We start from the raw sequence: 18,906 nt of genomic DNA on the forward strand, positions 1-18,906 counted from the left end.
GCTTTGCCCGATGCGTTGCGCCGCTCACTGCTTCTGTTCCTTCACGCGCGAGACGATCTGCGTCGGGCTCACGAACTGGAGAGCGATCAACACCCAGATCAGCGTGATCGCCATGTAGATCATCGCCATCGCGTCGATGGATTGCGGCGCGCGCACGCCAGTTGAAAACACCGCGTAGTACAACGCGACCACAAGCGTTTGCGTCGCGGGCCCGGCCGTGAAAAACGTCAGCTCAAACATGCCGATGGTGCGCACGAGCACGAGAAGCGCGGCGGCCAGCATGCCGGGCACGAGCAACGGCAGCAGCACGTAACGGAAATAGCGGAACGTGTTGGCGCCGAAAATGCGCGCCGCGGCTTCGAGATTCGGATCGATCTGTTCGATGAACGGCGTCATCACGAGGATCACGAACGGCAGCGCGGGCACGAGATTCGCGAGTATCACGCCGCTCAACGTGCCGGCGAGACCGATCTTGTACATGACGGTCGCCATCGGAATGCCGTAGGTGACGGGCGGCACCATCAGCGGCAACAGGAAGATCAGCATCGCGATGCGCTTGCCGCGAAATTGCACGCGCGCGAGCGCATAGGCGGCGGGCACGCCGAGCAACACCGACAGCAATACGACCGCGCCGACCACTTCGACCGTCACCCATAGCACGCTCGCCAACTGAAAGTCGCTCCACGCCTGCGCATACCAATGCAGCGTGAAGCCTTGCGGCAGCAACGTGCCGAACCAGCGCGTCGCAACTGAATTCACCGCCACGGTCGCGATCAGCAATACGACGTTGACGAGGAAGAACACCATCGCGCCCCATACGATCACGCGCCACACGCGGCCCGATACGCTCGCGTGCGGCTTCACACGCTTGCCCGGCTGGCGGGCATCGTCGCCATTCTGTTTCGATGCTGACGCGGACCACGAAGGTGACGTGCCGCGATGTTCGGTCGTCATCAGCCTTTGCCTCCCGTAGCAGGACCGCTATAGAAGAAGCGGCGCGCGCCGAGCATCGCGGCCACCACCAGCAGTTGCACGAAGCCCATCACCATCGCAATCGCGGACGCGAGCGAATAGTCATAACTTTCGAACGCGGCTTCGGCGGCCGCGATCGACATCACGCGCGTCGGTCCGGCGGGCGCACCGAGCAGCACCGCCGACGGAAACACCGAGAACGCCTGCACGAAAGATAGACACGCGGCCATCGTCAAACCCGGCACGAGCAGCGGCAAATAGATGCGGCGAAACTGCTCCCACGGACTCGCGCCGAGCGTCGCGGCGGCGCTCGCGAGCGTCGGATCAATGCCGGTCACATACGACAGCGTCAACAGAAAGGCGAACGGAAAGCCGGACACGATCAGCGAGATCAGCACGCCCCAGAAGTTATGCGTGAGCCGCACTTCGCGTGTGTAGAGGTGCAAGCCTTGCAGCGCTTGCGGAAACCAGCCGTTGGGGCCGAAGTAAGTGAGCATGCCGTCGGCGATCAACACCGTGCCGAGCGTGACCGGAATCACGAGCAGCGTGGTCACGATCTTCTGATACGGCGAATGGCGGCGCAGCGCGAACGCGACCGGTACCGACACGCCCACGTTGATGAGCGTGGCGGGTACCGCGAGCTTCAGCGTGACGAGAATCGTGGGCCACATCGACGTGTCGGTGAAGAACGTCAGATAGTTGGTCCACAGGCTGCCGCCGTTCATCGGCCGGAATGACAAGGCGAGACCGTACGCGAACGGATAGATGAACAACGCGACGATGAAAATCAGCGCTGGCGTAACCAGCCACGCCTTGCCGTCGCGCGGCGCGACCGGCGCTGATGGCATGGGCGTGTTCATGCCGCCTCTCCGTCATAGACGAGCGTGCGTGACGGCGGCACACGCAAGCTGATAGGTTGACCCTCTTCGAATTCGCCGGCGACGCGCGCCCATAACTCGCCGAACGCCGTCTTCACACGCAGCAGCGAACTGTTGCCACCGTATTCGACGACCGTCACCAACGCGTCGAACGCGTTCTCCGCACCGGGCGCGGCCGGTTCCATGTCTTCCGGACGCAGCGCCACGCTCACGCGTTTGCCGTTGAAGCCGGCCATCGGCGTGCCGATCAGGCGCACACCGTTGGCGCTCACAAGAACGCCTTCACCTTGCATGCCTTCGAGCGTGAATTCGGCGACGTTGCGATAACCCATGAAACGTGCGACATGCAGATTCTGCGGCCGCGTGTAGACCTCTTTCGGCGTGGCGACCTGCTGCACCAGGCCCTCTCGCATCACGACGATGCGATCGGCCATCGACAGCGCTTCGTCCTGATCGTGCGTGACGTACAGCGTCGCGCGTTCGAGCTGACTGTGAATGCGGCGGATTTCAGCGCGCATCTCAATGCGCAGCTTGGTATCGAGGTTCGACAGCGGCTCGTCCATCAGAATCAGCGGCGGCTCGATCACAATGGCGCGCGCAATCGCCACGCGCTGCTGCTGACCGCCCGACAGTTGCCCAGGCAGCTTGCGCTCATGGCCGACAAGTTGCACGAGTTGCAGCGCCTCTCGCGCGCGTCGCATGATTTCGCTTTTGCCGACGCCGCGCATCTTCAGGCCGAAACCCACGTTGTCGAGCACGCTCATGTGCGGAAATAGCGCGTAGTTCTGAAACACCATGCCGAAGCCGCGCTTTTCCGGCGGCAATACGTCGATGCGCTTATCGTCGAGCCAGATGCGGCCGCCGCTCAACGGTTGCAATCCGGCGATGCAGTTCAGCGCCGTCGACTTGCCGCAACCCGAAGGTCCAAGCAACGCGATGAATTCGCCGCGCCGGATGTTCAGATCGAGCCCTTGCAGCGCCGCGATCGACTGGCCTTCCGCATTCGTAAAACTGCGGCTCACCGAATCGAGCCGCAACTGTTCAAAGTGATGCTTCATGGCGGTTCCCTGATGCGCGTGACGCGTCACGCGCGAATCGCGCTGGCATGAATGGAAACGCGGGCTATCTGGTCTGCGCTATTTCGTCTTTTGAGCGCCTACTTCGGTGTCCCATTTCCTGAAGGCGGCGACCATCGCGGCTGCATTCAGCGGCAACACGTGCGGGCGATCCGCCAGCAGCTTCGCGTACTCAGGCCGCCCGTACTTCTTCAGGACTTCCTGGCTATGCGCGGGCGCCTGCGCTTCCGTCACGCCCTTGATGGCCGGCCCCGGATAGAAGTAACCGTCGTCGTAAGTCATGGCCTGCTGCACGGGCTCGAGCATGAAGTTCATCAGCTTGTAGATCACGTCGAGCTTTTCCTTCGGCACGCCCTTGGGAATCACCATGTAGTGCGCGTCGTTCACCCACGTCATGTTGTCGAACGCCTGAACGCGAAAATCGGCCGGCACGATACCGAGTGCGCGCGGATTGATGTCCCAGCCCGTCACCGTCACGGTCATGTCGCGCGTGCCTTCGCCGAGCTCCTTCATGACCGCCGACGTGCCGCCCGGATAGTAGGGAATGCATTCGTTCAACTGCTTGAGGAAGGCCCACGTTTTGTCCCAGCCGTTGATCGGATCTTGCGGATTCTTGTCGCCGAGCACATAGGGCAAGCCCATCAGGAACGTGCGGCCCGGTCCCGAGTTTGCGGGCCGCGCGTAGATCAGCTTGTCCGGATGCGCTTTGCACCATTGCAGCAGTTGCTCGGGCGTCTTCGGCGGGTCGCTGACCTTTGCGGGGTTGAATTCAAGCAGCGGTCCAGCCGGCATATACGCGACCTCGAGACCGTAGCCCTGCGCGAGATCCTGCATCTTGCGCGGACCCGGCGCGTATTTGTCGAGCACGCCGGGGAACTGTGCTGCGTTGTCGGGCAGCAGCTTCGTCCACAGGTTCTGTTCGATGCCGGCCGCGAGCGCGTCGGTGCCGGTCAGCACGAGGTCGATGTCCGAGCGGCCCGCCGCCTGCATCGCCTTGATCTTGCCCGGCAATTGCGGCGCGGGCGCGTTCGTGTAGGTGATATTCGCGACGAGGTTCGGGTACTTCGCTTTGAAGGCCTCGAAGCCGTTGCGCGTGAGTTGAAGATCGCCGGCGACGTCGACGATATTGAGTGTGACCGCATCAGCCGCGTGCGCGGCGGATGCGAATGCGGCGCTCGCCGCGAGACATATCGACACCAGCCTGAGCGCCAACCTGTGCGAAACAGTCATTGCGTCTCCTCGCTTCTTGGTATGAGGTCGGCCGGTCGAATGCCCCGGGCGTCTCTTTCAACCACTGCAACATAGCGAAGCCGAACAGCCGATGTCAAGCAAATACTCTTAACCTGGTTTTGCCGGTGAAACAGGCGGTTTTTCCCTTCAGGCCTTTGCGTTCAATGGTTTGACTCGCTGTATACGAGGGCAAACCCCGAGCCGCTAGCTTGCGCCACGGCTATTTGTCAGGCAACTGCCAGCAAAGGCGCTCTGATGAAGCTCCCGATCAGCCGCCGCGCACGCCCTGGGTATTCACATACAGCGAATACAGCCCGTGGCTCGCGGCCATGAACAGGCGATTGCGATGACGTCCGCCGAAGCACACGTTCGCGCAGCGCTCCGGCAATGCGATGTGGCCGATCGGCTCGCCTTGCGACGTGAAGACGCGCACGCCGTCCAGCTCGTCGGTGCCCATGCCCCAACCGCACCACAGATTCCCGTGGATGTCGACGCGAAAGCCGTCCGGCGTGCCTGGGCCCGCGTCGATCACCACGCGGTTGTCTGTGAGCGCGGCGCCATTGCCGCCGACGTCGAAAGCGCGAATCTTGCGCGGCTCGCCGCGCGATTCGACGATATACAGCACCGACTCATCCGGCGAGAAGGCGAGGCCGTTCGGTCCCAGTATGTTGTCGGCAACCACGTTCACTTCGCCCGATTGGCCGTCGATCCGGTACACGCACGCGGGCAGTTCCGACTCCTGCCGCTCGCCTTCGTAGAAGCTGTCGATGCCAAAAGTCGGATCGCTGAACCAGATCGAGCCGTCCGATTTCACAACCACGTCATTCGGCGAATTGAAACGCTTGCCGCGGTAACGATCGGCAAGCACGGTGATCGAGCCGTCGTATTCGGTGCGCGTGACGCGCCGCGTCAGATGTTCGCAACTGACGAGCCGACCTTGCCGGTCGCGAGTATGTCCGTTCGCATTGTTCGACGACTGTCGGAACGTGCTGACCGCGCCGCTTGCTTCGTCCCAGCGGAGGATGCGGTCGTTCGGGATGTCGCTCCACAGCAGATAGCGGCCGTCGCCGAACCAGACCGGCCCCTCGGACCAGCGCGCGCCTTGATACAGACACTCGACGGACGCCGACGCAAGAGTCAGCGACTTGAAGCGCGGATCGAACACGCGCACGGAAGGATCGGGATAGCGTCGGCTGTTATCGGTCATCTGTCTCTATGTGGATGGGTTGGCTTTGTCCAATGCGCGCTAGAAAGCACACTCATACGTGCTTTCTAGCGCTAGCAGCGTGCGCGCCGCGTCAGCGATCTTCGCATGATGTTCCGGCGGCGTCGAACCGAGCAGCGGTTGTCCTACAACCTGGAGCACCAAGAGTCGACGCGAAGCCGTTGCGCGGACCCGTCAAACCTCGAAGCGCCGCGCTTCGCTCTCGTATGACAATAGAGGGCCGCCTGGCGAAAACCTGTGCGGGCCGGTAATTTTGGGTCAGCAGAATCGCTACGCCAAGTAAATATCGCCCATATGGCGATTAAAGTCGTTTTGCCCATTTATTTGGCAGCTCGACCGGCGAAACGGATTGAAAATTATTTGGCGCGCCAGCTGAAAGCGTTGCTGCATGTCGGTTACAGCGTTATCTGCGTAAAAATTAATCGCACTGGGTATCTGATCCGGCCGCCGCTTTATTCACGCCGATTGCCAGCGCGGTTAATAATCCTGTATAAGTCCGTCGCCCGGCTTTGCAGAATAATTTTTAGTGATAGATTATGTGGATAAATGCAGTCGCAGATAAAACCCTACGCAAATATCCGCACTGGAATATTTGCGAGTCTGAGAGAGTCGAAATTGTCGCTACATTTTATCGAGCAGATGGCGCCGCTGCTGGACGCCGCCAGCGAAGCGGAATGGTTCAGTGCGGTCGCACGTCTCGCCGAGACATGGGGTTTCGACCGGCTTCTGGTCGCGATGCTTCCGCGCCCGACCATTCGCCTCGAAGACGCCTACGTGCGCAGCACCTACGCGCCCGAGTGGCGCCGCACCTACGACGAACAGGGCCTCGTGCACATCGATCCGACGGTCGCGCATTGCGCGACGCGCTCCACGCCGCTCGTGTGGTCGCCGGAAATCTTCACCACCGCCCCGCAGCAATCCATGTACGAGGAAGCACGCGGTCACGGTTTGCGCGCCGGCGTGACGCTGCCAATCCACGGACCGAATCAGGAATCAGGCATGATGTGCTTCGTGAACGACGCCAATCCAACCGACACCTTCTGGCGTCATATCGACCTCGTGTTGCCGAATCTCGTGTTATTGCGCGACCTGGTGATCGACACGAGTCAGCGCCATTTGAGTACGCACGCCCAGACCTTATTGCCCAAGCTGACGCCGCGCGAGCGCGAATGCCTTCAATGGACCGCGCGCGGCAAATCCACGTGGGAAATCTCCCATATCCTGAGTTGTTCGGAAGCCGTGGTGAACTTCCACATGAAGAACATCAGGACGAAACTCGGCGTGAATTCGCGGCGCGCGGCAGCCGTGATCGCAACCCAGCTCGGGCTTATTGACCCGGGTTGAACAACGCGGCGGCGTCACGGCTGTGCAACACCCGTTCGGCGCGGCCCAAGTCAGCATCGGAAACAGTTTTGGTGAAGTACAGACCCAGCAGGATGGAGACCGGCGCCGGGATTTCCGCACCGGATTCGAAGCGGCTGCCGCGCGACTGCGTGACGCCGAAGCGAGCCCAGAAACGGCGCTGGCTCTCTTTTTTCTTTTTGCGGTAAGCAATGATCAGAACCCGGTCCACGGCCGTGGAGGGCTCCGTCGGACGCGTTTGAAGACCGGTTTGCGATTGCCAGTGATTGTCGAGAAGTTCCATTTTTGTATCCCGTCGGTTGAGTGCTGTTCCTGTCTCAAATTTTGCGATATCCGATAAGCATGCACACCTATCCAGGTAGATAGGTGGCGGAACGATTCAAAATGCATAAGTTTTCCTGCGTATTGGTTTCCCCAACACGTTCAGGAGAACGTCATGCAAACAGCAATCCGGATTGGAACGCGTCAAGAGTTCGACAACGAGGACATCAACGAGATGTACCGCCTGCGGGCGCGGGTGTTTCACGGCCGCCTGGGGTGGGATATCCCGACCATAGCGGGCATGGAGATCGACGGCTACGATGCGCTGGGACCGCATTACATGCTGATCCAGGGCGACGACCGGCACGTGCGCGGCTGTTGGCGCCTGATGCCGACCGAGGGGCCGAACATGCTAAAGGACACCTTCCCGCAACTGCTCCATGGCGCTGAGGCGCCGGTCGGGCGGCATATCTGGGAGCTGAGCCGTTTCGCCATCGATACGAGCGGCGAAGAGACGTCGTTCGGCTTTGCCGATGTGACGATGCAGGCGATCCATGAACTCGTGACATTCGCGGACCGCATGGGCATCACGCGCTACGTGACCGTGACCACGACGCCGATTGAACGGCTGCTGCGCAAGACCGGCATCGAGATCAGCCGGCTCGGCGCACCGCTGCAAATTGGTGTGGAACGCGCGGTGGCGCTGGATATCGCAGTGAGTCCCAGGACCCGCACGGCCCTGTTCGGGCCGATTGCCGCAGCCGCTTAGCTGCTCCGCTGCTTGCTGCCCGCCGTAGGGCGGTACGTCGGTAACGGCCGCCAAACCGCCCGCGGCGGGTCCTGCGAAGGTCATGCAAGCATCAGGAACCAAACATCCGTTCGAGCGCATTTTCGAGATGCGCTCGCATGGCCTGCCCCGCCGCCTGTGGGTCCTTGCGGCGGATCGCGTCGAGCACCGCTTTATGTTCGGCCTGCACGAGCCGCTGTCGCTCCACCGTTTTCACGAGCGAGAGGTTGCGCGACAGATTCATGCTGAACACTATCTGTTCCTCGATGAACGACATGACCGTGATAAAAAACGGGTTCTTCGACGCGCGCGCCACCGCCAGATGGAACATGAAGTCGTCTTGCGCGCCGATGCCGCGCGTTTCAACGATGCGTTCCAGTTGATCCCACGCGTGTTGGATTGCGGCGATGTCGTCGGCGTCGGCTTTGAGCGCCGCATGCTCGGCCGCGCCCGTCTCCGTGACGATGCGAAATTCATAGCAGCGGCGAATGTCCGACAGCGTCTCGAGCGGCGCAAAACGCCGCACATCCGGGTCGGGCCGCCGCGCGACCGTCGTGCCCGAGCCATGACGCGTCGTGATAATGCCGTCGGCACGCAGCCGCGCCAATGCCTCGCGCACCGTCGGACGGGAAGTCGAGAAACGGTCGGCAAGCGCGTGTTCAGTGGGCAGCCGCTGGCCTTCCTTGTACTCGCCTTCGAGAATGCGATTCAGGATGTCGCCGTAAATCTTGTCGGGCAAGCCCGTCGTTTTGCGCTCGTTCATCGGCCAGGCGGATGCAGCTTGTCAGAGTAGATTCCGATTGTAAGGCAAACCCGGGCGACATTTTCTCCGCTCGATGCTTCGCGCATCGAAGGACAAACAGCCGGCGCTTGGCCCGCAACGCTGTGCCGACATCGGTGAGCCGGTGTCAAAATTTGTGAACCCGTTGATTTACATCCTGTCTGACCGCGAGTTTTTGCAGGATCATTGAAGCTCGCAACCTGACGTGGAGTCGATATGTACACACGCATTCTCGTAGCGGTCGACGGCAGCCAGACTTCCCGCCGTGCCTTCGACGCGGCACTCGCGCTCGCCCGATCCACCGGCGCCGTTTTGCAGCCGTTCTATGTCGTCGAAACCACGCCGATGTATTTCGAAGCGCCGGGCTATGACCCTTCGGTGCTACGCAACCGCCTTATCGAAGAAGGCAAGGAACTCGGCGTGGAGTTCGCGCGCGAAATGGACGCGCAAGGAGTAAAGGGAGAGATTGTCGTCGCCGAAGCGTCGTCGCTCGATGATGTTTCAACCGCGGTGCTGAAGGCCGCCGCCGATTTCAATGCGGATTTGCTCGTCATGGGTACGCACGGCCGGCGCGGATTTCAACGCCTCATCCTCGGCAGCGTCGCCGAGCGTTGCGTGCGCCAGGCTCGCTTGCCCGTGCTGCTGATTCCGTCAGCGGCAGGCAAATCTTCCGCCGACGCGGAAACCCAGGCCGAAGCCTGAGGGGGCTGGCGAATTGTTGAAGCGGCTGGGGACGTTCAATGCGGCGATCGACGCGAGGTCGACACCAGGTCGACACCGGTCGACACCACGTCGACACCAGGCCGGCGCTAGGTCGATCCGCCGCGTTGCAATGCCCGATGCGTCACATGGTCTTCGAGCAGCCGCCGCATTGTGGCGAGCAACACGGGGCCATCCACAGGCTTGCGCAGGAACCCGTCGAAGCTGACGAAGGCGGGAGGGCTCGGCTCCCCCGAGACAAGTATGAAAGCGACGTCGGCGAGACCGGGGAGCGTGCGCAAGCGGTGACACAGCTCGCTGCCAGACATGGTGGGCATGCGCCAGTCGGCGACCACGACGTCGACCGGAGAATCGATAAACTTGTCGAGCGCCGACTGGCCGTCGAGCGCAGTCGTTACCTCGTAGCCCGCGGCGGTGCAGATTGCGCTCCACGCGTCCAACGCTTGCGCGTCGTCGTCTACAAGCAGTACGGTTGCCATGTGCAATGTCCTGTCGCTTCGACAACCTTCTCCGCAACGCGCATGCCTACGTGAGCGGTTCACATCGCCGATCGGCACAGCCGCGGCGAGCGAAAGAGCGAAGCCCGAAGCGGCGAGGCTGCCGTATTGCAGCATAGCCGTCGCCGCTTCTACGCAACCTCGCCTGCATCAGTTAACAATAGCAACTCAATGGCAACTCGCCAGCAAACGGCTTGACGCCACAACTTCAGGCGCGTGCCAGTGCCGCCATGATCAAACGCTGCTGTTCGTCGCGATGCGCCCGAATCGACGAATGCGCGCCCGACGGGCTTTCGCGCCGGCACACGTCGGAAACGCGGCAGTTCGCCGGAACCGCTTCGCGGACTTCGTCACGCACGAAATGCCACGCGCCATGTTTCTTTTCCTCTTCCTGCGCCCACACGACTTCGGCGAGATCTGGATAAGCGGCGAGCGCATCGGCAAGCTCGCTCGTTGGGAACGGGTACATCTGCTCGACGCGGACAAGCGCCGTGCGCGTGTCGCCGGAAGCGTCGCGGGCCGCCTGCAAGTCGTAGAAAAACTTGCCGCTGCACAGCACCACACGCGTGACGTCGTTGGGCGAAACCACACCGCTGTCTTGCAACACTGGAACAAACGCGCCGCCGATCAATTCGCGCAGCGCCGAATGCGAACGGGCATTGCCGTAGAGCTGCCCTTTCGGCGACATCACGACCAGCGGCTTCGGCTCCGCACTCAATGCCTGCTCGCGCAGCATATGAAACCACTGCGACGACGTCGACGGCATCACGACCTTCATGTTTCCGCTCGCGCACAGTTGCAGGAAACGGCTCAGGTACGCGCTCGAATGCTCCGGGCCGACACCTTCGTGGCCGTGCGGCAGCAGCATCGTCAAACCGGACGGATCACCCCACTTGTACTCGCCCGCCGCGATGTATTGATCGATGATGACCTGCGCGCCGTTCACGAAGTCGCCGAACTGCGCTTCCCAGATGATCAGCCGCGACGCTGACTGCACGCTGTAGCCGTATTCGAAACCCAGCACGGCCTCTTCGGTCAGCGGCGAATTGATGATGTCGAACTCGCCTTGATGCACGCCGAGGTTTTCCAGCGGCACATAAGGCTCGAGCGCGCCAGACGTCTTGCCTTGCGAATGCCAGACTGCGTGCCGGTGCATGAACGTGCCGCGGCCGACATCCATGCCGGAGATGCGCACGCCGTGCCCGTCATCGAGCAGGCTTGCATAAGCGAGGTTCTCCGCGAAGCACCAGTCAGCGGTCGCGGATTCGTCGGCAACGCTTGCCTGCCACTTCGCCGTCACATTGCGCACGAAGTCATGCAGCTTCACTTCGGGCGGGGTGCGGGTCAACGCCGCCGTCAGCGCTTGCATGCGCGCGAGCGATAGCGGCCGTGTATGCTTCGTCGCGTTTGCACGCGGGCACGACAACGTTTGCGCCGATTGCGGCTGAAGGGCTTTCAATGCGTCTGCGCGCAGTTCCTCGAGCGGCGTGTCTTCCCCGATTGCCGCGTGATACAGCTCCGTGACGCTCGGATGCCCGGCAATCGCCGCTTGCTGCGAGGGCTGGGTGAGAGCGGGAATGTCATGCTCGGAGTGACCGAGACGCCGATAGCCGACCAGATCGATCACGACATCGGCCTCATGCTCCATGCGGTATTGCAACGCGAGCTTCGCGGCGCGCACGACCTCGTCGGGACGGTCGGCGTTCACGCGAATCACTGGCGCGTCGATCATCCGTGCAATGTCGGTGCAATACGAATGCGCTTCGACATCCATCCGGTTCGGCGTTGTAAAGCCGATCTGATTGTTCACGATCACGTGAACCGTGCCGCCCAATGCGTACCCTTCCTTGCGGGTCATGTTCAGCGTTTCCATCACGATGCCCTGGCCCGCAAAGGCCGCATCGCCATGCACGACAAGCGGCAGGCATCCAAAGCTGCGATGTTCATCCTGATACGCGCGCGCCATGCCGCTCACAACCGGATAGACGCTCTGCAGATGCGACGGATTGTGCGCAAGAAAGATCGCGACGTCGCCTTCCGGTGTCTGCCTGACAGTGCTGCCGCCTAGGTGATACGGCAGATCGCGCTGCACGGCCGCAAGCTCCGAATCGGGATCGAGATAATCGACGAGCTTCGCGGGATCGAAGCCCATGACATTGACAAGCACGTTCAGGCGCCCGCGATGCGGCATGCCCGCGAACACCTGTTGAACGCCATGAGCGGCAGCATGATCGACAATTGCCTCCAGCAGCGGCACGAGGCTCTCGCAACCTTCGAGCGAAAAACGTTTCGCATGTTCGAACGCCGTCGCGACATGGCGCTCCCACATTTCGGCGGCGATCAGACGGCGCAACAGACCGCGCCGTTTATCACGGGCCGGCAACGGCGCGAGTTGTTCCGACTTCAACCATGCGGACAAACGCGCACGGCGCTGTGGATCGCGAGTGCCGGTCAGATCGAGGCCGATCGCGCCGCAATAGACGCGCCTCAGTTGCCGCTCCAGTTCATGCACGGCAGCCGACGGCGGCAGCAGCGGATTCTCGGCGCCGATCGGCTGCGCCGGTTCGAGCCCATGAAACACGGGGTCCAGCTCGGGCACCTCGGGCAAGGGCGTGAGGCGCAGCGGGTCGAGCGACGCCTGACGGTGACCATGCTGACGGAACGCGTCGATGAAGCGTCGGACTTGCAACGTCCGCGCTACCGGCGACAGGTCGCCTGCCGGTTCGATAACCGCGCTGGCCGGCGAGCGTGAAAGAACAATCGATTCGGAAGAGACTTGGGACATGTTAGATAGCGTGCGGAAGATACCGTTAATCGGATCTCGCTGTCCGCATTCGGATGCTCGGGGCGCAGCCCCTCGACGGCAACACGACGGTTGCCGCGATCTTCGGCAGATAGCGAAACGGGGGAAGGCGCGGGATGCGATACATGCTTGCTGTAACGCCCCGCCTTTTTTATCGAGCCGGTCCGAGCGACCGGTTCGTGTCTCCGTCCGTTGTCTGCCTTAGCCTCTAGTGGGGAGACATGCGCGCGTTGAGCCACGCGCCTGATGCGCCGGCTTCGTCCATGTCGTTCGTGCGATGCGCGTGCGCTTCACGCGCGGCGCTCCGTTGTTTCGACATGTCGTCGTCGAGTTTGAATGTGGTGACCGTATCGGTGAGTTGCTGCGCCTGGTCCTGCAACGCCTGCGCGGCGGCGGCGCTTTGTTCGACGAGCGCGGCGTTCTCCTGCGTCACCTTGTCCATCTGCGTGATCGCATGGTTGATCTGCTCGATGCCTTCGCTTTGTTCCTTGCTGGACGAGCTGATCTCGGCAACGATCTCCGTCACGTGGCGAATGCTTTTCACGACTTCGCCGATGATCTGCCCGGCTTCTTCCACCATCTTGCCGCCTGTGCCGACCTGATTCACGGAGTCCGCAATCAACTCCTTGATTTCCTTTGCCGCGACGGCACTGCGTTGCGCGAGCCCGCGCACTTCGCTCGCCACCACCGCAAAGCCGCGGCCGTGCTCGCCGGCGCGCGCGGCTTCCACCGCGGCGTTGAGCGCGAGAATGTTGGTCTGGAAAGCGATGCCGTCAATTACGCCGATGATCTCGACGATCCTGCGCGACGAGTCGTTGATCGCGCTCATCGTGCTGACGACCTGGGTCACCGCATTACCGCCCTTCACCGCCACGTCCGAAGCATTCGACGCCAGCTGATTGGCTTCACGCGCGTTGTCGGCGTTCTGCTTGACCGTCGACGTGAGCTGCTCCATCGCAGCCGCCGTTTCTTCGAGCGAACTCGCCTGGTGCTCGGTGCGGCTCGACAGGTCCATATTGCCGCTCGCCACTTCGCGCGTCGCCTGGCTGATGGTGTCCGTGCCTTGACGCACTTGCGCGACGATGCCATGCAGATTGCCGGTCATGCGTTCGAGCGCGGTCAACAAACGGCCCACTTCGTCGGTCGTTTCCACTTGCAGATGATGCGTGAGGTCGCCGGCCGCGACCGCTTCTGCGAGATTCACCGCGCGGTTGATCGGCCGCGTGATGGTGCGCGTGACGAAGATGCCCGTGGCGATCGCGATCAGCGTGGCGATCAGCGCGAGAAGAATCATCTGGAATTTCGCCCTGTGCGCTTCGGCGATGGCATCGGCGACATCGTGCGCCATCCGCTCAGCCTGCACGTCCACCATCTTGTCGACGAGAACGTAGTAGGCCTCCTGAAGCCTGGCCATATCGCCCTGATAGACATCGCGTGCGTCCTGCTGCTGATTCTTGCTGACCAGATCGAAGAATGTTTTCACGCTCGCGCCGTAGGCCGAACGTGCATCGAACTGTTGCTTGAACAGCGCTTTCGTGTCTTCGCTTGTCAGGTGCTTTTCGAGTTCCGCGTAGGCTTGCGCGTTCGCTTTACGGATGGCCGCGTAGTCATCCATATACTGCTTCGCCTTGTCCGGCGAAGTGCTCAGCAGGAGATTGCTGAGAATGCCGTTCGCCTTGTAGCCGTTGCTCTTGATCTGATTGCTAAGCGCAATCAGCGTGTACCGATTACTCACGATCTCGTCCATCTTGGTGTTGGTGGACTCAAGGTGCCCGATACCCACGATGGCCGTGCCGACTAGCAGCGCCACCATCAGAGCGAAGGCGGAGCCGAGACGAACCCCGATTCTCAAATTGGAAATCTTCATGTCTAATTCCTTACCCAACCGCACGATAAAAGTTGTCGCGAAGCAGCGAGAGCGGTTGCGGCGCCGCCGGATCCCCCAACAGAGCTTCGGCGTAAAAAGAGCCCCGCGTTCCCTCAGATACGGTTCACTTCGATGACGCCGGCCGTGCGGGCGTGCCCCGACGCGGGCGCGTGATACTCCACCCCTCTCTCGTTGCCGTCGCATTCCTCAGAAGATATGACGACACAAATCTCTAAATCTTGAGATCTGGGGCGCGAGGAAAGTGAAAAATTCGCCAAACGTTTGCGGGCGCGTGGGAAAGCGCACTTCGGGCGCGAAGGATGAGTAAGGTGTTTGCCGTTCGGAGGTAGGGAATAGGACGATTCAGAACGGCCAAACAGACTCTGACATCGCTCAAGGTGCCTCGCCGCCAAAGCGCGTCATTTTGCCGCTAAACCGGGGACAGAGCCGGTGGGACAATCGAGCATTACCCCTGACATTGGCTCAGACATGTTGACTTCTACCGTTGTTGCCCGCGCCGCCGATTCCACTGTTTCGACAGGTACCGCCGTCAGCTCCCCGCCCTCGCGAGGCAGCCGCCGAGCGACGCCACGCGCCGCCGCGCGCACCAACGGCCGCAGTGCCGCGCGTTGCTCGAGTTGTTCGATGCGGCAGCTCTGCATGCCGCAAGGCTTGTCGCCCGACGAGCTTTCGAAACTCGAAACGCTGATCTGCTCGGCTCGCTCGGTGCATCGCGGGGATACGCTGTACCGCAGCGGCGACCGTTTCGACAATATTTATGCGGTGCGCTCGGGTTCCATGAAAACCGTCATGGCGCATCGCGACGGGCGCGAACAGGTCATGGGCCTTCGGCTCGCGGGCGAAGCGCTCGGCCTCGACGGCATCAGCGACGACCGGCATGCATGTAGCGCTCTTGCGCTCGAGGACAGCACCGTGTGCATCGTTCCGTACACCGCGCTCAAGTCGCTGTGCCGCGAAATCGGCTCGATGCAGGAACGCCTGCACAAACTGCTGGGCGAACAGATCGTGCGCGAAGCAGCGCAGATGATGGTGCTCGGCTCTCTGTCGGCGGACGAGCGGGTCGCAGCATTCCTGCTCGACGTGTCGGAGCGCAACGCGCAGCGCGGTTATTCGTGGGCGGAATTCAACCTTCGAATGACGCGCGAAGACATGGGCAGCTATCTTGGCATGACGCTCGAAACGGTGAGCCGTACCCTGTCAAGATTTCAAAAACGCGGCCTGATCGACACGCAAGGCAAGCACATTCGCATCGTCGATCTCGACGGTTTGCGGCAGGTTTAAGGTCGGAGGCGCGGGCGCGGAGCGCACGACCGCGTCCCTTCCTACGTTTTTCCAGTGGGCCGTTTGCCTTGGCATGGCTCCTGCGACCGGGTACAGTCTTTGTTTAGTCCGTCCCCGCAAGCGCAAGGAGACCCGGCGAAAATGAACCGCGATCCCGGTCCGCATCATCCGCTCGTCCAGCGTCTGATCGACGCGCGTCAAGTCACCGACGCCCTCTTTTCCATCGTCAAGCCCGAGTTCCTGTACGAAAGACCGATCCGCGAACGCCACCGGATTGTGTTTTATATCGGCCACCTCGAAGCTTTCGACCGCAATCTGTTCGATCAGCGCCTGTTCAATCTGCCCGCGTTCGACCCGCCGCTCGATCAACTCTTCGCGTTCGGCATCGATCCCGTCGACGGCGGTTTTCCGACCGATCAACCAGGCGACTGGCCTTCGCTCAATACGGTGCGTCAGTACGGCTTGCAGGCCCGCGAGCAGATCGACCGGGAACTGCGGGCGCTCACCGATTCGGCGCGAGTCGATGCGTCAGGGCAATTGCTGAACGTCGCGATCGAGCATCGATTGATGCACGCCGAGACGCTGGCCTACATGCTTCATCAGTTGCCGCTCGAGCAGAAAGTGACCGATCTGCGCGAGCCTGTGGTGACGGGTTCTGGACGCGCCAACGGCTTGTCGTCGATGGTTAGTGTGCCCGCGGGTTCCACCGCCCTCGGCATGCCGCGCGAGCTTGGCCGCTTTGGCTGGGACAACGAGTTCGGTGAATTGCACGTCGACGTGCCGGCCTTCGAGATCGACCGCTATATGGTCACCAACGGCGCGTTTCGCGACTTCATCGAAGCAGGCGGCTATCGCGAGCCGAAGTGGTGGTCGGAGAACGATTGGGCGTGGAAGGAAGCCGAGCGCATCGAACATCCCGCGTGCTGGTCACGGCGCGATGCAGACGGCCAACGCAACCCCTGGACGCTGCGCACGATGTTCGACGAAGTCCCTCTGCCGCTCGACTGGCCCGCGTACGTCAGTCATGCCGAGGCCAGCGCCTATGCGCGCTGGGCCGGCAAAGCGCTGCCCACGGAAGCACAATGGCAACGCGCCGCGCAAGGTGCGCCGCACGCCGGGGCGGGCAACTTCGATTTCCGCAGTTGGGACCCGCGCCCCGTCGACGCTCACCCCGACAACGTCAGCGCATTCGGCGTGGAAGGCCAGTTCGGCAATGGTTGGGAGTGGACCTCGAGTTTGTTCGACGCGCTACCGGGCTTCGAACCGTTTCCGTTTTATCTCGGCTACTCCGCCAACTTCTTCGACGGAAAGCATTACGTGCTCAAAGGCGGCTCCGCGCGCACCGCGCAGTGCATGTTGCGGCCGACGTTTCGAAACTGGTTTCAGCCGCATTATCAGTATGTTTACGCGGGGTTTCGGTGCGTGAGCGGTTGTGACAAGTTAAGCAAAAAATGACTCGAAACGGCAGCTTTCGCTTTAGAGAAAAGAATGACCAACTATTGCTTTAACGGCTGGTGGTGCCAAGATGTTTTGCCCTCGCCTTGGCGCGGATCCTCTCATAAAGTTCCTCGTCTTTGTGCCACCATATGGACAATCCGAAGTATTTTTCAATATTGTCCTTGTTGAAAGAGTTAACGGTTAAATGTTCGCGCTCGCCAGTTTCCTGTAAGCGGATTCTTTCGTATTCGAGAGGGGTAATGCCCAGCTGTGCATGCACAACAGTCGGACGGTTTTCGAACAGATAGCATTCGAACGCCAGGTAGAGGCTGTCGAACTTCCACCTCCGGCGCTCATTGGGAAGCTCTGTCGGAGAAATCAGTCGAGCCTGCTTGAGCTGTATCGAATTTCCCTCGAGACCATTGATAAGTTCGTCCTCGGTGACGCCAAACAGGCTCTCAATCGGTGCACCGCCCCTTGGCTTTTGAGTAGTCCGATAGCGGACGTCAATTCCGAACGTATCGCAAAAATGTCCGAATGCACCCTTTCCAAACTCCGCACCGCCATCCACGACCGCCGGAATCGCCCACATTTCCTTCAACGCCCCGACATCAGCCGAAGCATTCCACTTCGCCAGTCTTCAGGTCGTACATCGCGCCGGCAATCTTGATCGCACCGCTGGTCTCGAGCTCCGCCAGCACGGGACTGCTTTTACGAATGTTCGCAAGCGTCAACGCGACGTTCTTCCGCGCCACCGCGTCCACGAACGTGTAGTTCGATTCCGAACGATCGCCGTTGTAGGCTGTCGCCTGCACGGCCGGCTTGATCTTGTCCAGTAATCCGGTGAGATTGCCCAGATCGACGTTGGCAATGGCTCCCTTGATCGCGCCACAGCTGGTATGACTCACGTCGAACATCAAACTCCGAATGAATGAGCGTTCGGCGCCCATCACGGGCGTCACGCGGTGTCAGTCTCCGATTCAGACGCACGCAGCTGCTCTTTCGGATGTAACGGCGGGCCGCACGTCGATGTCTTCTAGCTCGAAATCTACCATGAGTTGAGAGCAATTTGTCGTGCTGTGTCGTTCGGTAGCTATACTAAACATTTTCGGTGATCCAACGTTCTTCACAAATTGGCGACGCAGCGTTGCCCGTCTACTGCCACGGAGGAACGCGGTTCACAGAACGTCTTTGTAGCAGGATCCGCTTAGAGCATCAGCCGTGCTCGGAGGCGCAGCGTCGGTAAAGCGTTACCCATCGCCCAAATTTTGGACTGAAGACTCGCAACGACGCACGCCACCAGAACGCGGCATTTTAAACCCCTCGAAGCTTCGCAAACCGTCGATAGTTCGGCCTCACCTGCCCGAAGAATTCATGGCCGAGGCCGAACGCGAATTGACAAGTTTACTTGGCACTAGCGCGAGTTGACGACATTACTTCGCCGCCGAACGAAGTAATTCTATGGTCCGCCCCAGATTTGCAACCCCTTGTGCGTGAGGTCAGGTTGGCTTGCTCAAATCTATCCGGCGTCGTTGGTTAGGGCCGAGCCCCGCGCCATGATGAAGTGCGCGCCTGCAGCCTCCATAAAGTCGTGCGGCTTCCTAAGCCTCATTACTTCCCGGGGTTTTCCGCAGGCCATGTGCCGTTCCTGTCATCAGTGTCAGGCGTCGCAAAAGCCGAGATGGTTGATGGGTCTCTTTGAAACGTT

General features: G+C 61.1%; 16 protein-coding genes and 1 pseudogene. 5 read left to right on the forward strand and 12 right to left on the reverse strand.

Annotated features, from left to right (window positions below):
• Positions 1-24 precede the first annotated feature (24 nt).
• The 5 genes from C0Z16_RS27630 to C0Z16_RS27650 form a co-directional block, all read right to left on the reverse strand.
• Positions 25-954 carry an ABC transporter permease gene (locus C0Z16_RS27630; protein ID WP_102635235.1) on the reverse strand — a complete coding sequence of 310 codons (930 nt, stop codon included), beginning with the start codon at positions 952-954 and terminating at the stop codon, positions 25-27.
• Positions 954-1,832, reverse strand: a complete 879-nt coding sequence (locus tag C0Z16_RS27635; protein WP_102635236.1) for an ABC transporter permease — start codon at positions 1,830-1,832, stop codon at positions 954-956. Before C0Z16_RS27635 ends, C0Z16_RS27630 begins: the two co-directional genes overlap by 1 nt.
• Positions 1,829-2,908, reverse strand: a complete 1,080-nt coding sequence (locus tag C0Z16_RS27640) for an ABC transporter ATP-binding protein (RefSeq protein ID WP_102635237.1) — start codon at positions 2,906-2,908, stop codon at positions 1,829-1,831. Before C0Z16_RS27640 ends, C0Z16_RS27635 begins: the two co-directional genes overlap by 4 nt.
• A 78-nt stretch (positions 2,909-2,986) precedes the next feature.
• Positions 2,987-4,156: an extracellular solute-binding protein gene (locus C0Z16_RS27645; RefSeq protein ID WP_102635238.1), complete on the reverse strand. Its 1,170-nt coding sequence runs from the start codon at positions 4,154-4,156 to the stop codon at positions 2,987-2,989.
• 268 nt (positions 4,157-4,424) lie between these two features.
• The gene (locus C0Z16_RS27650) at positions 4,425-5,363 is read right to left on the reverse strand and encodes an SMP-30/gluconolactonase/LRE family protein (RefSeq protein WP_102635239.1); all 939 of its coding nucleotides are present in this window, start codon (positions 5,361-5,363) and stop codon (positions 4,425-4,427) included.
• A 657-nt stretch (positions 5,364-6,020) separates the two neighbouring features.
• Between C0Z16_RS27650 and C0Z16_RS27660 the strand changes: the two genes are divergently transcribed.
• A complete protein-coding gene (locus C0Z16_RS27660) occupies positions 6,021-6,725 on the forward strand; it encodes a helix-turn-helix transcriptional regulator (protein WP_102635240.1) in 705 nt (234 codons plus the stop codon).
• On the opposite strand, the gene C0Z16_RS27665 is transcribed toward C0Z16_RS27660, so the two are convergent.
• A complete protein-coding gene (locus tag C0Z16_RS27665; RefSeq protein ID WP_102635241.1) occupies positions 6,709-7,026 on the reverse strand; it encodes a helix-turn-helix domain-containing protein in 318 nt (105 codons plus the stop codon). The genes C0Z16_RS27660 and C0Z16_RS27665 overlap by 17 nt on opposite strands.
• A gap of 153 nt (positions 7,027-7,179) precedes the next feature.
• On the opposite strand from C0Z16_RS27665, the gene C0Z16_RS27670 reads away from it, so the two are divergent.
• On the forward strand, positions 7,180-7,773 hold the full coding sequence (locus tag C0Z16_RS27670; protein WP_102635242.1) for an acyl-homoserine-lactone synthase: 594 nt from the start codon (positions 7,180-7,182) through the stop codon (positions 7,771-7,773).
• Between the two features lie 91 nt (positions 7,774-7,864).
• Here C0Z16_RS27670 and C0Z16_RS27675 read toward each other — a convergent pair whose 3' ends face one another.
• Positions 7,865-8,554 carry a FadR/GntR family transcriptional regulator gene (locus tag C0Z16_RS27675; RefSeq protein ID WP_102635243.1) on the reverse strand — a complete coding sequence of 230 codons (690 nt, stop codon included), beginning with the start codon at positions 8,552-8,554 and terminating at the stop codon, positions 7,865-7,867.
• Positions 8,555-8,788: 234 nt separating this feature from the next.
• Here C0Z16_RS27675 and C0Z16_RS27680 point away from each other — a divergent pair, with 234 nt between their 5' ends.
• Positions 8,789-9,274: a universal stress protein gene (locus tag C0Z16_RS27680; RefSeq protein WP_102635244.1), complete on the forward strand. Its 486-nt coding sequence runs from the start codon at positions 8,789-8,791 to the stop codon at positions 9,272-9,274.
• A gap of 107 nt (positions 9,275-9,381) precedes the next feature.
• On the opposite strand, the gene C0Z16_RS27685 is transcribed toward C0Z16_RS27680, so the two are convergent.
• From C0Z16_RS27685 to C0Z16_RS27695, 3 genes are all read right to left on the reverse strand, one after another.
• Positions 9,382-9,771 (reverse strand): response regulator, encoded by a 390-nt coding sequence (locus tag C0Z16_RS27685; protein ID WP_102635259.1) that lies wholly within the window; start codon positions 9,769-9,771, stop codon positions 9,382-9,384.
• A gap of 226 nt (positions 9,772-9,997) precedes the next feature.
• Complete coding sequence (locus C0Z16_RS27690) at positions 9,998-12,574, reverse strand: 2-oxoglutarate dehydrogenase E1 component (RefSeq protein ID WP_102635245.1); 2,577 nt, start codon at positions 12,572-12,574, stop codon at positions 9,998-10,000.
• A 226-nt stretch (positions 12,575-12,800) separates the two neighbouring features.
• Entirely contained in the window at positions 12,801-14,459 is a 1,659-nt protein-coding gene (locus C0Z16_RS27695) for a methyl-accepting chemotaxis protein (protein WP_102635246.1), read from the reverse strand.
• Positions 14,460-15,104: 645 nt separating this feature from the next.
• Here C0Z16_RS27695 and C0Z16_RS27700 point away from each other — a divergent pair.
• Both C0Z16_RS27700 and C0Z16_RS27705 read left to right on the forward strand, forming a co-directional pair.
• The gene (locus C0Z16_RS27700) at positions 15,105-15,761 is read left to right on the forward strand and encodes a helix-turn-helix domain-containing protein (RefSeq protein ID WP_102635247.1); all 657 of its coding nucleotides are present in this window, start codon (positions 15,105-15,107) and stop codon (positions 15,759-15,761) included.
• A 141-nt stretch (positions 15,762-15,902) separates the two neighbouring features.
• Positions 15,903-17,216 carry an SUMF1/EgtB/PvdO family nonheme iron enzyme gene (locus C0Z16_RS27705; protein WP_102635248.1) on the forward strand — a complete coding sequence of 438 codons (1,314 nt, stop codon included), beginning with the start codon at positions 15,903-15,905 and terminating at the stop codon, positions 17,214-17,216.
• Positions 17,217-17,265: 49 nt separating this feature from the next.
• On the opposite strand, the gene C0Z16_RS27710 is transcribed toward C0Z16_RS27705, so the two are convergent.
• Together C0Z16_RS27710 and C0Z16_RS27715 are read right to left on the reverse strand one after the other, a co-directional pair.
• A complete protein-coding gene (locus C0Z16_RS27710) occupies positions 17,266-17,790 on the reverse strand; it encodes a hypothetical protein (protein WP_102635249.1) in 525 nt (174 codons plus the stop codon).
• Between the two features lie 19 nt (positions 17,791-17,809).
• Positions 17,810-18,106, reverse strand: a pseudogene (locus tag C0Z16_RS27715) (carbonic anhydrase); the annotation flags it as partial.
• Between the last annotated feature and the right edge of the window lie 800 nt (positions 18,107-18,906).

It is taken from the genome of Paraburkholderia rhynchosiae (assembly GCF_002879865.1).
Lineage (GTDB): Bacteria > Pseudomonadota > Gammaproteobacteria > Burkholderiales > Burkholderiaceae > Paraburkholderia > Paraburkholderia rhynchosiae.

Excerpts from the sequence above, each read along its gene's own strand:
- C0Z16_RS27690 (WP_102635245.1), bottom strand. The coding sequence starts at position 12,574 with ATGTCCCAAGTCTCTTCCGAATCGATTGTTCTTTCACGCTCGCCGGCC.
- C0Z16_RS27675 (WP_102635243.1), bottom strand. The coding sequence starts at position 8,554 with ATGAACGAGCGCAAAACGACGGGCTTGCCCGACAAGATTTACGGCGAC.
- C0Z16_RS27700 (WP_102635247.1), top strand. The coding sequence starts at position 15,105 with ATGCGGCAGCTCTGCATGCCGCAAGGCTTGTCGCCCGACGAGCTTTCG.
- C0Z16_RS27640 (WP_102635237.1), bottom strand. The coding sequence starts at position 2,908 with ATGAAGCATCACTTTGAACAGTTGCGGCTCGATTCGGTGAGCCGCAGT.
- C0Z16_RS27685 (WP_102635259.1), bottom strand. The coding sequence starts at position 9,771 with ATGGCAACCGTACTGCTTGTAGACGACGACGCGCAAGCGTTGGACGCG.
- C0Z16_RS27660 (WP_102635240.1), top strand. The coding sequence starts at position 6,021 with ATGGCGCCGCTGCTGGACGCCGCCAGCGAAGCGGAATGGTTCAGTGCG.
- C0Z16_RS27670 (WP_102635242.1), top strand. The coding sequence starts at position 7,180 with ATGCAAACAGCAATCCGGATTGGAACGCGTCAAGAGTTCGACAACGAG.
- C0Z16_RS27645 (WP_102635238.1), bottom strand. The coding sequence starts at position 4,156 with ATGACTGTTTCGCACAGGTTGGCGCTCAGGCTGGTGTCGATATGTCTC.
- C0Z16_RS27630 (WP_102635235.1), bottom strand. The coding sequence starts at position 954 with ATGACGACCGAACATCGCGGCACGTCACCTTCGTGGTCCGCGTCAGCA.
- C0Z16_RS27650 (WP_102635239.1), bottom strand. The coding sequence starts at position 5,363 with ATGACCGATAACAGCCGACGCTATCCCGATCCTTCCGTGCGCGTGTTC.
- C0Z16_RS27665 (WP_102635241.1), bottom strand. The coding sequence starts at position 7,026 with ATGGAACTTCTCGACAATCACTGGCAATCGCAAACCGGTCTTCAAACG.
- C0Z16_RS27680 (WP_102635244.1), top strand. The coding sequence starts at position 8,789 with ATGTACACACGCATTCTCGTAGCGGTCGACGGCAGCCAGACTTCCCGC.
- C0Z16_RS27710 (WP_102635249.1), bottom strand. The coding sequence starts at position 17,790 with ATGTGGGCGATTCCGGCGGTCGTGGATGGCGGTGCGGAGTTTGGAAAG.
- C0Z16_RS27635 (WP_102635236.1), bottom strand. The coding sequence starts at position 1,832 with ATGAACACGCCCATGCCATCAGCGCCGGTCGCGCCGCGCGACGGCAAG.
- C0Z16_RS27695 (WP_102635246.1), bottom strand. The coding sequence starts at position 14,459 with ATGAAGATTTCCAATTTGAGAATCGGGGTTCGTCTCGGCTCCGCCTTC.
- C0Z16_RS27705 (WP_102635248.1), top strand. The coding sequence starts at position 15,903 with ATGAACCGCGATCCCGGTCCGCATCATCCGCTCGTCCAGCGTCTGATC.